We start from the raw sequence: 11,565 nt of genomic DNA, 5'->3' as shown, positions 1-11,565 counted from the left end.
CAGCCACCACGCGGCGCCCGGCGTGGAGCCGTACGTGGAGCTGGTGTTCGAGACGGCCGCGGGGTCCAGTGGGCCGTGAAGTCGTCCTCGGGCGCGTACGCCTCCTGCGTGTGGACGGTGGGCCGGGGCGGCGCCAGCCCGGCGATCTCCTCGGCCGCCTCCCGCACGGCCTCCTCGCGCGCGATGAGGGTCCGCCGCCGCGCCAGCGCCCGGCTCACCCGCTCCGCGTCCGCGAGCGCGGTCGCCGCGTCCCGGCGCGCCCGCTCGTCCTCGGCGCGCGCCTCCTCCGCCGCGTCCGCCAGCTCGGCCAGCATCCGCACGGTGTCGGGGGCGTCGGCGATCTCGAGCCCATCCACCCGCGTCGCCTCCCGCAGGCCCGTGAGCGCCTCGGCGACCTTCGCGTCGGCGGCGTCGGTGCGCGCCTTCGCGGCCGTCCGCATCTCGGCGAGCTGCTTCGCCGTGACGTCGTAGACGGCCGTGCCGAACAGCGACTGCAGCACGAGCCGCCGCTGCTCGCCCGTCGACCGCAGGAACTCCGCGAACTCGCCCTGCGGCAGCACGACCGTCTGCACGAACTGGGCGCGCGTGAGGCCGACGATGCGCGCGATCTCCGTGCCCACCTCCTGCGTGCTGGTGCCGACGACCTCGCCGGCCTCGGCATCCGGCGACGAGAGCCGCACGAGCGTCGCGGTCGCGTTCTGGTTCGTGGTGCCCGTGCCGCGGGCCTTCGGGCGCTGGTGCTGCGGGCTCCGGCGCACGCGGTGGATCCCCGCGGCCGTCTCGAACACCAGCTCCACGTACGGCTCCACGCCGGGCGCCGCGTGGTGGCTGTGCAGGCGGTCGCGGCTCGATCCGTCGCTCGCCAGCGACCCGTAGAGCGAGAACACCACGGCGTCGATGAGCGTCGACTTGCCGGATCCGGTGGGCCCCTCGAGCAGGAACAGCCCTGACCGCCCGAGCTCCGCGAGGTCGATGACGTGCGCGCCGGCGAACGGACCTATGGCCTGGAGCGTGAGGCGGTGCAGGTCCATCAGGCGCTCCGGTCCGCGGCGAGGGCCTGCTCGTACGCCTGGCGGAGCACGAGCGCCTCGGCCTCGGTCGGCGCGGCGCCGGTCGCGTACTCGACGAAGTCGGCGGCGACCTCGAGCGGATCCGTCGTCGCGTCGACCACGCGCGACCGCACGCCCTCGACGCGTCCCGCGGGCTCGTGCAGGACGACGAGCGCGTGCGGCAGGGCCTCCCGCACACGGGCGACGAGGTGCGGCGGGTGCACGGGATCCGTCACGTGCACGCGCAGCCAGGCATCGGCGAGGTCCGCGTGCCGCCCGTCCGTGATCGCCGCGAGCGTCCCGGTCACCTCCGCGAGCCGCCGCGGCACGGGCGCATCGACGAGCTCGACCGTCGTGGATCCGTCGGCCGCCAGCTCCACGAGCGCGCTCGACTTCCGCTGCATCCGCTCCCCGAACGAGAACGCGAGCGGCGAGCCGCTGTATCGGATGCGGGGGCGCTCCGCCCCCACCTCCTGCGCCCCGTGCAGGTGCCCGAGCGCGACGTAGTCCGCGCCGGCGAACACCGACGCCGGCACCTGGTCGAACCCGCCCACGCGGATGTCCCGCTCGCTCTCGCTGGGCGCAGCTCCCGTGACGAACGCGTGCGCCATCACGACGACGCGCGCGCCGTCGCGTGCCGCGGCGTCGGCCCGCACCCGGTCCATCGCGGCGCCGAGCACCGCCTCGTGCGAGCGTGGCAGGGGAGGGGAGCCGGGTGCGGCGAGCGTCGCGCGCACGGCGTCGGGATCCAGGTACGGCACCCCGTAGAACGCGACCGGCCCGTCGGCGTCGTCGATCACGACGGGCGCGTCCAGCGTCTCCGCCGACGCGAGGATCCGCAGCCCGTCCCGCATCAGCGCCGACGCGAACCCGAGGCGCGCGGCCGAGTCGTGGTTGCCGGGCGTGACGATGACGGTGGCGAGCGCGCTCAGCCGCGCGAGCGCGTCCCCGAGCAGCCGCACGCTGGGCACCCCGGGCACCGCCCGGTCGTAGACGTCGCCCGCGACGAGCACCACGTCGACGTCTCGCTCCCGCACGACCTCGACGAGGTGGTCGAGGAACGCCGCGTGATGCGCATGCAGGTCCTCGCCGTGGAGGGTGCGCCCGAGGTGCCAGTCGCTCGTGTGGAGGATGCGCACGCGGGTCCTTCCTCGGGGCTGCGGCGGTGCTCGTCACGCTACCGGAGGGCGCCGACACGGCTGGGCGGCCGGGATCGCTCCGGCCCGGAGTGCCCGCGACACCGCCTTGGTAGGATCGAGTGTGACTGGAGAGAACCTGCTCGGCGTGCCCGAGACGCGCCTGGCCGACGAGCCCGAGGTCGCCGCCCGCATCCAGGATGCCGACGGCCACCACGACACCCTCGGCGCCATCGCCGCCGACCACCCGCAGTCGTCGCTCGTCTGGGCGCTGCTGTCGGACTCCGCGTACGTGCAGGGCGACCGCATCGCCTCGTACGCGTTCGCGCGCGTCGGCTACCACCGCGGCCTCGACTCGCTGCGGAAGTCGGGCTGGAAGGGCCAGGGCCCCGTGCCGTGGAGCCACGAGCCCAACCGCGGCGTCCTCCGCTCCCTCTACGCGCTGCGCCGCGCGGCCGCCGCGATCGGCGAGGAGGACGAGGTCTCGCGCCTCAGCGCCTTCCTGCGCGACGCGGATCCCACGGCCGCCGGCCACATTGAGGCCGCCACCGCAGGGGCGCTCCCGCCCACGGAGGCCATCGTCATCCGCGGCCAGGACTGACCCGCAGCAGCACCGCTCCGCCCGCACCACCGCACGCCACCCGATCCAGACCCGACCGACCCGCCCCGACGAGGAGTGAGCCATGCCCGCAGTAGTGATCATCGGAGCCCAGTGGGGTGACGAGGGCAAGGGACGCGCGACCGACCTCCTCGGCAGCCGCGTCGACTACGTCGTGAAGTTCAACGGCGGCAACAACGCCGGCCACACGGTCGTCGTCGGCGACGAGAAGTACGCGCTGCACCTGCTGCCTTCGGGCATCCTCACGCCCGGCGTCGTGCCCGTCATCGGCAACGGCGTCGTGGTCGACATCGAGGTGCTGTTCCACGAGCTCGACGCGCTCGCCGCCCGCGGCGTCGACGTCTCCAAGCTCCGCGTCAGCGCCAACGCGCACGTCATCACGCACTACCACCGCACCATCGACAAGGTGACGGAGCGCTTCCTCGGCAAGCGCCAGATCGGCACCACCGGCCGCGGCATCGGGCCCACGTACGCCGACAAGATCAACCGCGTCGGCATCCGGATCCAGGACCTCTTCGACGAGAACATCCTCCGCCAGAAGGTGGAGGCGGCCCTCGACGCCAAGAACCACATGCTCGTCAAGATCTACAACCGCCGCGCCATCTCGGCCGAGGAGATCGTCGAGAGCCTGCTCTCCTACGTCGAGCGCCTGCGCCCCATGGTGTGCGACGCGTCGCTCGAGCTGAACGCCGCGCTCGACGACGGCAAGACCGTGCTGTTCGAGGCCGGCCAGGCCACCATGCTCGACATCGACCACGGCACGTACCCGTTCGTCACGTCGTCGAGCGCCACGTCCGGCGGCGCGGCCACGGGCTCCGGCGTCGCGCCGAACCGGCTCGAGCGGATCATCGCGGTCGTCAAGGCGTACACCACCCGCGTCGGCGCAGGTCCCTTCCCCACGGAGCTGCACGACGAGTCGGGCGAGTACCTGCGCGCCAAGGGCTTCGAGTTCGGCACCACCACGGGCCGCCCGCGCCGCTGCGGCTGGTACGACGCGCCCATCGCGCGCTACACGGCCCGCATCAACGGCGTCACCGACTTCGTGCTCACCAAGCTCGACGTGCTCTCTGGCCTCGCGACCATCCCGGTCTGCGTCGCCTACGACGTCGACGGCGTGCGCCACGACGAGGTGCCCGTCTCGCAGTCCGACTTCCACCACGCGACCCCCATCTACGAGGAGTTCCCGGGCTGGCAGGAGGACATCACCGGCTGCCGCGAGTTCGCGGACCTGCCGAAGAACGCGCAGGACTACGTCATGGCCATCGAGCGCATGAGCGGCGCCCGCATCTCCGCCGTCGGCGTGGGCCCGGAGCGCGAGCAGGTCGTCGTGCTGCACGACCTCCTCGAGGCCTGACCCTGATCCACGACGGCTGGCAGGACGACGCCCGCCTCGGCACGGACGCGTCGGACCTCGCGCGCTTCCTCAGCCGCGCGGACGCCCGCACGATGAACCGCGAGCGTCTGCAGGCGGACCTGGACATGGGCCAGGAGCAGTACGTGGCGGCGTGGCGCGAGCTGCACCGCTTCGGCTACGTGTCGTCGGCGGAGCTCAGGCGGCTGGTCGTCGAGCGGTGATCCGCTAGCGGGTCACGCGCCGTCCGCGCGCAGCGAGCGCACCATGCCGCGCAGGATCCGCGTGGCCGCCTCGCGCTCGGTGTCGCTGAGGTCGGCGAGCATGCGCAGCTCCACCGCGCGCACGGCCGCGCTCGCCTTCGCCAGCTGCCGGCGCCCCGCCGCGGTGAGCCGCGTCGGCTGCACGCGGCCGACCGCCTCCTCCGCGGGGCGCGTCACGATGCCGTCGCGCTCGAGGGTCTGCAGGAGCACGTTCATCGACTGGCGCGTGACGAAGGCGCCGCGGGCGAGGTCGGAGTTCGAGGATCCGGGGCGCTGGGCGAGGAGCTCCAGGCACGAGTAGTGCGTGATGGTCATGCCGAGGGGCCGGAGCGCCTCCTCCATGGCGGTGCGCAGGGCGCTCGCGGCCTCCTTCAGCAGGTAGCCGAGCGAGGTGGGGAGGTCGATGCTGTCGTCGCCTTGACTCATGTCAGAATTCTGACATACGCTTGTTTGTGTCAGGCACCTGACATTGAACTGAGGAGACACCATGCCCGTCACCGGCCCCGACTTCATCTCGCTCCAGGTCACCGACCTCGACGCCTCGCGCGCGTTCTACGAGCGGTTCCTCGGCCTCGTCCGCTCGCCCACCGGCCCCCCGCACGCCGTCGTCTTCACGACGTCGCCCATCGCGTTCGCGCTCCGCGACGTCGTCCCCGGGACCGACATCGCCGGCACGCCGCAGCCCGGGATCGGCGCGGCCGTGTGGCTGCACGCGACGGACGTGCAGGGGATCCACGATGCGCTCGTCGCGGACGGCCGCACCATCGTCTCCGCTCCGATCGACGGCCCGTTCGGCCGCACCTTCACGTTCGCGGACCCGGACGGCTACCACGTGACGCTGCACGACGAGGCGTGACGGCCCGCAGCATCCGGCATCCGACGGGTCCCGCCGTGACGTGGTCGCGGCGGCCGACCCGGACCAGGCTGGAGGGGCGGCGGGACCCGACCCCGCCCCAGGCCGCGCAGCCTCGCGCACCGGGAAGGACCCCATGCTCTCCATCGTCTACTCCAGCACCGCCGAGCGGTCCTTCGACGACGTCGACCTCGCGCAGCTCCTGGCGCAGAGCCGCGCGACGAACGAGGCCCACGGGCTCACCGGCCTGCTCGTCCACCGCGAGGGGCGCTTCCTCCAGCTCATCGAGGGGGAGGAGGGCGACGTCCGGGAGCGCATGGCCGCGATCCTCGCCGACGACCGCCACGGGCGCATCGCCACGCTCATGGAGGAGCGGATCGCCGAACGCCAGTTCCCCGACTGGACCATGGGCTTCGCGCGCTACGACGCCCGCGTCGCCGAGCGGATCCCCGGCTACCGCGACTCCTTCGAGGATCTGGAGGGCGACCGTCCGGACGACCGCATCCGGCCCGCGCTCCGCGAGCTGATCCGGTGGTTCCAGGAGGACACCGGCCGGCTGTCCTGAGGGACGCCTGTCGGGTCACGGCTCAGGCCGCGGGCACCGCGCTCCGCCAGAACCCGGCGAGCAGATCCGCGCTCGCCTCCGGCTGGTCGACCTGGGCGGAGTGGCCGGCGTCGGCGATCACCTCGTAGCGGGCGCCCGCGCGCTCGGCCATGTCCCGCTGCCAGTCCTGCGGCCAGGCGTCGTCGGCGTCGCCGTGGGAGACGAGCGTCGGGATCCCCGTGGCGACGAGCTCATCGACGCGGTCGGTCTGCTCCTGCATGATCTCCAGCGCGCCGAGCAGCTGCGCCGACGCCGTGCCGAGGAGGCGCGTGCGGAACCACGCGACCTCGGGGTCGTCGCCGTCGAGCTGCGCGGGGAGGAACCACAGCGGCCAGAGCCCGGCGCTGCCCGAGGCGCGGAGGGCGGCGATCTGCTCGGTGCGCTCGCCGCGGCTGCGGGGTCCCGAGTTCCAGTGCGTGTAGCTGGCGAAGCGGCCGGGGTCGCGGATCACGGCCTGCATGCCGACGACGCCGCCGAAGCTGTGGCCGAGGAGGTGCACGGGGCCGAGCGGTGCGGAGGGGGCCGCGTCGGTCGCGACGTGACGGCCGCCGGATCCGCGGACGCCCGCCAGCGCGTCGACCACGTGGTGCACGTCCTGGCCGAGGGTCTCGAGCTCGTAGCCGGTCGCGTCGACGGGCGGCTCGGCCTGGCCGGGGCCGGTGGATCCCCACTGTCCGCGCTGCGAGAACGCCACCACCGTGAAGCCGCGGTCGGCGAGCGGGCCGAGCACCGGGAAGAAGTCCTCCTTCGAGCCCGTGAACCCGGGCACGAGCAGCGCGACGGGCGCGGTCGCCGGATCCCCGGTGCGGGCGGGCACGCGCACGGCCGACAGCCGCGCCGCCGGGACCTCGATCGTGAGGTCCTCCGCGTCCTGGGGCCGGTGTTCGGACAGGGTGCGCGGGGCGTGGGCGTCGGTGCTCATGTGGTCAGCGTAGGCCGGGGGTGGCGGCGCGACCCCGCGGCAGGCGTGGGGGAGGGCGAGGAGGACGCGGCCTGTCCGATCAGACGGGAGTACGTCGCGATCGCCTCCGCCTCGGTGGCAGCGCCATCGAGCACCGCGGACGCCAGAGCCTCGCCGGCGCCGACGAGCGCGACGCAGAGGTGCTGCAGCGCGGGATCCGGCATGCGGACATGGGGACGGAGGACGGCCACGAACATCTCGACGCCCGTGTCCACGAGCTCCCGGTAGACGCGGGCCCGCTCCTCATTTCCGCTCATCGCCGCCCCGATGGCGGTGAACTCGCCGCTCGCGTCCGTCGCGCACCGGATGTACGTCGAGGCGAGGGCGTCGATCGTGGCCGCGGAGCCGGCGTCGCCGTGGGTCATCCCCTCCTGGAACGCCCGCTTCCGCTCCGCGTCGATCCAGCGGTACAGGGCGGTCAGCAGCGCCGACCGCGTCGCGAAGTGGTCGTAGACGACGGGCTTCGACACCCCCGCCTGCTGCGCGAGTGCCCCGAGCGTCAAGGCGTCCACCCCCTTCTCGCGCACGAGGGCCAGCCCCTTCTCCAGCAGGTCCTGGTGGCGGACGTGCCGGGGGAGGCGGCGCCTCGGCGCCTCGGCGGGCGGCGGATCTGCATGAGCGGCCATTGAGCTACCTTCAGTAGGTTACGTTACTACCATGAGTAGCTTAGCGGGGCGGTCCGGGTCCTCCTCCGGTCGGCATGCACCCGGATGCTCTGACCCCGAGGGGCGCGAACGCTCGTCCCGGACACGTGACCACGACCGGGCGCGCATCCTGCGTCCCGACGAAGAAGGGACCACCATGACCGCACAGCCCGCCCGCCGGATCCCGGGAGCCAGCGCCGACGACCTCCCGCACCCGTCGCCGACGGAGCCTGCGCGTCCGCGCGTGTTCCTTTTCGGGATCACCGGCGGGGTCGGTCGGATCCTCGCGCGCGGGCTCCGACAGCGCGGGGCGTCCGTCTCCGGCCTCGTCCGCACGCCGCAGCAGGCCGCCGACCTCCGGGAGGCCGGCATGTCGATCGTCGTCGGCGACCTCGGGACGACCCCGCCGAGCGAGCTCGCCACGATGATCGCGGAGCACGACGTCGTGGTCTTCGCCGCGGGGTCGAACGCCGGCCCGCGGCGCGTGACGGACGACATCGACCTCACCGCCCTCGACCGGGTGTCGGAGGCGGTGGAGCGCACCCCGGGGACGAGGCTCGTCCTCCTCTCCGTCCTGCCCGAGGCATGGCGCGAGCGGTCGCTCAGCGACGACGAGGAGCACTACTTCGCGGTCAAGAAGCGCGCGGAGGTGCGCCTGACCCGTCGAGACGTCGACTGGCTGATCCTCCGTCCCTCCCTGCTGACGGACGAGCCGGGAACCGGGCTGGTCTCGCTGGGGCCCGCCGAGGAGCACGGCGAGATCCCCCGCGCGGACGTGGCCGCCGTCCTCGAGGCCCTGGTGCTCGGATCGCCGACCAGCCGGCGGATCCTGGAGCTGGACGGCGGGCGGACGACGATCGCCGACGCCGTCCGTCGGTGCGCCTAGGGAGGTGAGGAGCACCCCCGCCGGCGCGACGCCCGCCGCGCGAGGTGCTCGACGTGCGGTCGTGGGGTCGCCGGCGAGCGGGTCAGGGAGCCGGACGGATCGAGAACAGCTCCTGCGGCGTCGCGCCCGTGGCGTCGCAGATGAGGGTGAGGGTCGTGAAGCGGATCGCCTTGGCGCGGTCGTTCTTCAGGATCGACAGGTTCGCCATCGTGATCCCCGTGCGCGCCGACAGCTCGGTGAGGGTCATGCCGCGGGCGGCGAGCACGGCGTCGAGGTGGCAGGCGATGCGATGAGGGTCAGACGACGCCATCGGCGTCCTCTACGAGGCGGGCGCCCGCGCGGAACGCGGCCGTGAGCGACAGGGCGACGAGTCCGGCGAGGAGGAGGTCGACGGGCCAGGCGGGAAGCTGCGTGGTGATCTCGTCGTAGCGCGAACCCAGGAACGACTGCGTGGGATCGGCTCCCGTTCCCGTGCCGCTGCGGGCGATGAAGCCGAGGTGCGACGTGAGGTAGGCGTAGGTGACCGTGTCCATGCACCCCTGCGCGAGTCCGCCTGCGAGGAGGGTCACCGAGAGCCGGCGCCAATTGACGATCACGAACCCGTGGAACGGCTGGCCTTGCGCCACGCCGCGGATGGCTCGCAGCAGCCACGCCACGGCCAGGACCACGGTCACGGCGTGGATGAGAGGCGGCGCTGTGGCGAGGATGCGCAGCAGGAGGTCCGCGTCGGCGAGGGATCCCGTCCCGCTCACGGCCGGCTCGGCTCGCGTGATCTGGGGCAGGAGGGTCAGCGGATGCTCGGAAGGTGCGCTCCCGGAGAGCGCGATGGTCCTCCCCGTCAGCGTGCCGATGGCTCTGCCGGAATCCGCGATCACCGTCCACGTCATGACGAGCAGCAGCACGAAGCGCGTGATCCGCAGCACCCGCGGCCGCTCCCGCACCGGTCGGCTCTCGATGATCCCCGTGCTCGCCATGACGTCCCCTTATCGATGCTCGATGTTATCGACAAGCAACACCATGCGCGGAGACCGCGCAACCCTCAGCCGGCCGCATCCACCCCCGGCAGCGTCAGCCGGAAGCGCGCGCCCGCACCTGGGACGGTCGACAGGCACACGAGGTCGCCGCCCTGGGCGCGGGCGAGCGCGCGGGCGATGGGGAGGCCGAGGCCCGCGCCGCCGGCATGGCGGTCGCGGCCGTCGTCGAGGCGCACCAGGCGGTCGAAGATGCGCTCGCGGTCGGCGTCGGGCACGCCGGGGCCGTCGTCGACGACCGTGATCCGCACGGATCCGTCGTCGGCGCCCTGCGCCTCCACGCGCACCTCGGACGCCGCGTAGCGGGCCGCGTTCTGCAGGAGGTTGTCGAGGACCTGGGCGAGCCGGTCGGGATCCGCGTGCACGGCCGGGGGAGCGCCGCGCACGTCCGCGACCACGCGCGTGCCGGGCGTGCGCGCCGCCTGCCGGGCCACCGCCTGCTCGACCGCGTGCGGCACGCCCACCGGCCGTCCCTCGACCGAGAGGCCCTCGTCGAGGCGCGCCATCGTGAGCATGTCGTCGACCAGGCGGCCCGCGCGGATCGCCTCGCGCACCACGTGCACCGACAGCCGCTCGCGCTCGGCGGCGTCCGGATCGGTGCGGACGAGGGCGTCGGCGGAGGCGCGGATCCCGGCGACGGGCGTCCGCAGCTCGTGCGCCGCGTCCGCCACGAAGGCGCGCATGCGGGCCTCGGCGGCGAGGGCCTGGCGCTCCGCGTGCTCGATGTCGTCGAGCATCTCGTCGAACGCGGTCGCGGTGCGGCCGAGCTCGGTGCCGGGTCGGGTGGGGCGGAGGCGGCGGCCGCGGTCGCCCCGGCCGATGGAGCGGGCGACGCCGGTCATGTCCTCGAGCGGCTGGAGCGTGCGGCGCACGACGAGCACGAGCGCGACCGCCGCGAGGGCGAGGAACGCGAGGGAGGCGCCCGTGAGGATCCCGCGGAGGGTGGCGAGCGTGTCGTCCACGGATCCGGTGCCCGCCGAGAGCTCGAGGACCGTGCCGTCGCTGAGGTCGGAGCGGAGGGTGATGCCGTCGGCGGTGGAGCTCACGGAGCTCGCGGTGACGGTCACCGCGTCGGCGCGCGGCGTCGCCGGGGTGCTGACGGATCCGGGCGCGGCGCCCAGCGGATCCGGCCCGGGCAGCGTGGCACCGAGCGGATCCGGGCCGGGGCGCGCCGACACCTCGCCGCCGTCGGGGCTCGTGATCTGCACGGCCACGCCCTGCGCGCCGAGCCGCTCGGCGAGCGCGTCGTCGTCGAGCACGCCCACGAGCGCGGCGGCGGCCGAGGCGCGGTCGACCAGCCGGTCCTGGATCTGCTGCCGCAGCTGCGCGCCGAGGATCGCCTGCACCGTGAGCGACAGCGCCACGAGCAGCACGGCGAGGAGCGCGAGCACCGCGAGCACCGTGCGGGTGCGGAGGGATCCGGTGCGCAGGGGCGCGTCCGGCGCGGCGGCGCGGGCCCGCGGGTGGACCTGCGCGCGGATCCCGCCGCTCACGCCTCCACCCGGTAGCCGAGCCCGCGGACGGTGTGCAGGAGCCGCGGCCCCCGGGCCTCCATCTTCTTGCGCAGCGCGCTGATGTGGACCTCGACGAGGTTCGGGTCGGCCTGGTCGTAGCCCCACACCTGCGTGAGCAGCTGCGTCTTCGAGAGCGTGCGGCCGCGGTGCGCGGCGAGGTAGGCGAGGAGCTGGAACTCGATCGAGGTGAGGTCGAGCGGCTCGCCGCCGCGTCGGGCGAGGCCCGAGTCGGGATCCACGAGCAGGTCGCCGATCTCGACCACGGACGCGAGCCGCCCGCGCCGTCGGAGCACGGCGCCGACGCGGGCCACGAGCTCGGCGAGCGCGAACGGCTTGACGATGTAGTCGTCGACGCCCTGGCCGAAGCCGCGCAGGCGGTCCTCGACGGCGTCGCGGGCGGTGAGCATGATGACGCTCGCGTCGCTCCAGCGGCGGATCCCCTCGGCCAGCTGGATGCCGCTCGGTCCGGGGAGCATCCAGTCGAGCACCACGAGGTCGGGCAGGAAGCCCTTCACCTCCTCCTCGAGCTCGACGCCGGACGCGAGCCCGCGGACGACGAACCGCTCGGCGGTGAGGGTGGAGACGACGGCGGCGCGGATGGCCTCGTCGTCCTCGACCACGAGGACGCGCGCGGGAGGGAGCATGTGCCGACTG

15 protein-coding genes are annotated in these 11,565 nt (G+C 74.0%); 6 read left to right on the top strand and 9 right to left on the bottom strand.

What is annotated here, in order from left to right; translation table 11 throughout:
- Positions 1–1,031 (bottom strand): AAA family ATPase (locus tag BFL37_RS05185; RefSeq protein ID WP_241533872.1); only part of this gene is annotated, 1,031 nt, incomplete at its 3' end.
- Positions 1,031–2,188, bottom strand: a complete 1,158-nt coding sequence (locus BFL37_RS05180; protein ID WP_086514088.1) for an exonuclease SbcCD subunit D — start codon at positions 2,186–2,188, stop codon at positions 1,031–1,033. The genes BFL37_RS05180 and BFL37_RS05185, both read right to left, overlap by 1 nt.
- A gap of 121 nt (positions 2,189–2,309) precedes the next feature.
- Between BFL37_RS05180 and BFL37_RS05175 the strand changes: the two genes are divergently transcribed.
- The 3 genes from BFL37_RS05175 (at position 2,310) to BFL37_RS14810 (ending at position 4,379) form a co-directional block, all read left to right on the top strand.
- A complete protein-coding gene (locus tag BFL37_RS05175; protein WP_086506433.1) occupies positions 2,310–2,786 on the top strand; it encodes a DUF3151 domain-containing protein in 477 nt (158 codons plus the stop codon).
- An 82-nt stretch (positions 2,787–2,868) separates the two neighbouring features.
- The gene (locus BFL37_RS05170; RefSeq protein WP_086514087.1) at positions 2,869–4,158 is read left to right on the top strand and encodes an adenylosuccinate synthase; all 1,290 of its coding nucleotides are present in this window, start codon (positions 2,869–2,871) and stop codon (positions 4,156–4,158) included.
- Between the two features lie 92 nt (positions 4,159–4,250).
- Positions 4,251–4,379: a hypothetical protein gene (locus tag BFL37_RS14810; protein WP_011931910.1), complete on the top strand. Its 129-nt coding sequence runs from the start codon at positions 4,251–4,253 to the stop codon at positions 4,377–4,379.
- 12 nt (positions 4,380–4,391) lie between these two features.
- On the opposite strand, the gene BFL37_RS05165 is transcribed toward BFL37_RS14810, so the two are convergent.
- A complete protein-coding gene (locus BFL37_RS05165) occupies positions 4,392–4,844 on the bottom strand; it encodes a MarR family winged helix-turn-helix transcriptional regulator (protein WP_086514086.1) in 453 nt (150 codons plus the stop codon).
- A gap of 61 nt (positions 4,845–4,905) precedes the next feature.
- Between BFL37_RS05165 and BFL37_RS05160 the strand changes: the two genes are divergently transcribed.
- Together BFL37_RS05160 and BFL37_RS05155 are read left to right on the top strand one after the other, a co-directional pair.
- Entirely contained in the window at positions 4,906–5,274 is a 369-nt protein-coding gene (locus tag BFL37_RS05160) for a VOC family protein (RefSeq protein WP_086514085.1), read from the top strand.
- 133 nt (positions 5,275–5,407) lie between these two features.
- Positions 5,408–5,836 carry a BLUF domain-containing protein gene (locus BFL37_RS05155; RefSeq protein ID WP_086514084.1) on the top strand — a complete coding sequence of 143 codons (429 nt, stop codon included), beginning with the start codon at positions 5,408–5,410 and terminating at the stop codon, positions 5,834–5,836.
- A 22-nt stretch (positions 5,837–5,858) separates the two neighbouring features.
- Here the strand turns inward: BFL37_RS05155 and BFL37_RS05150 are convergent, their stop codons facing one another.
- Both BFL37_RS05150 and BFL37_RS05145 read right to left on the bottom strand, forming a co-directional pair.
- A complete protein-coding gene (locus tag BFL37_RS05150) occupies positions 5,859–6,797 on the bottom strand; it encodes an alpha/beta fold hydrolase (RefSeq protein ID WP_086514083.1) in 939 nt (312 codons plus the stop codon).
- Entirely contained in the window at positions 6,794–7,462 is a 669-nt protein-coding gene (locus BFL37_RS05145) for a TetR/AcrR family transcriptional regulator (protein ID WP_086514082.1), read from the bottom strand. Before BFL37_RS05145 ends, BFL37_RS05150 begins: the two co-directional genes overlap by 4 nt.
- Before the next feature lie 175 nt (positions 7,463–7,637).
- Here BFL37_RS05145 and BFL37_RS05140 point away from each other — a divergent pair, with 175 nt between their 5' ends.
- Complete coding sequence (locus tag BFL37_RS05140) at positions 7,638–8,366, top strand: NAD(P)H-binding protein (protein WP_086514081.1); 729 nt, start codon at positions 7,638–7,640, stop codon at positions 8,364–8,366.
- Positions 8,367–8,448: 82 nt separating this feature from the next.
- Here the strand turns inward: BFL37_RS05140 and BFL37_RS05135 are convergent, their stop codons facing one another.
- From BFL37_RS05135 to BFL37_RS05120, 4 genes are all read right to left on the bottom strand, one after another.
- Positions 8,449–8,676 (bottom strand): helix-turn-helix domain-containing protein, encoded by a 228-nt coding sequence (locus BFL37_RS05135; protein ID WP_086514080.1) that lies wholly within the window; start codon positions 8,674–8,676, stop codon positions 8,449–8,451.
- On the bottom strand, positions 8,663–9,340 hold the full coding sequence (locus BFL37_RS05130) for a hypothetical protein (RefSeq protein ID WP_086514079.1): 678 nt from the start codon (positions 9,338–9,340) through the stop codon (positions 8,663–8,665). The genes BFL37_RS05135 and BFL37_RS05130 overlap by 14 nt, the downstream gene beginning before the upstream one ends.
- Positions 9,341–9,405: 65 nt before the next feature.
- Positions 9,406–10,890, bottom strand: coding sequence for a sensor histidine kinase (locus tag BFL37_RS05125; protein ID WP_241533871.1), 1,485 nt, complete (start codon positions 10,888–10,890; stop codon positions 9,406–9,408).
- On the bottom strand, positions 10,887–11,555 hold the full coding sequence (locus BFL37_RS05120; RefSeq protein ID WP_086514078.1) for a response regulator transcription factor: 669 nt from the start codon (positions 11,553–11,555) through the stop codon (positions 10,887–10,889). The genes BFL37_RS05125 and BFL37_RS05120 overlap by 4 nt, the downstream gene beginning before the upstream one ends.
- Between the last annotated feature and the right edge of the window lie 10 nt (positions 11,556–11,565).

Origin of the sequence: Clavibacter michiganensis (assembly GCF_002151125.1) — a bacterium.
GTDB classification, from domain to species: domain Bacteria; phylum Actinomycetota; class Actinomycetes; order Actinomycetales; family Microbacteriaceae; genus Clavibacter; species Clavibacter michiganensis_C.
This window is presented reverse-complemented; position numbering and strand designations above follow the sequence as displayed.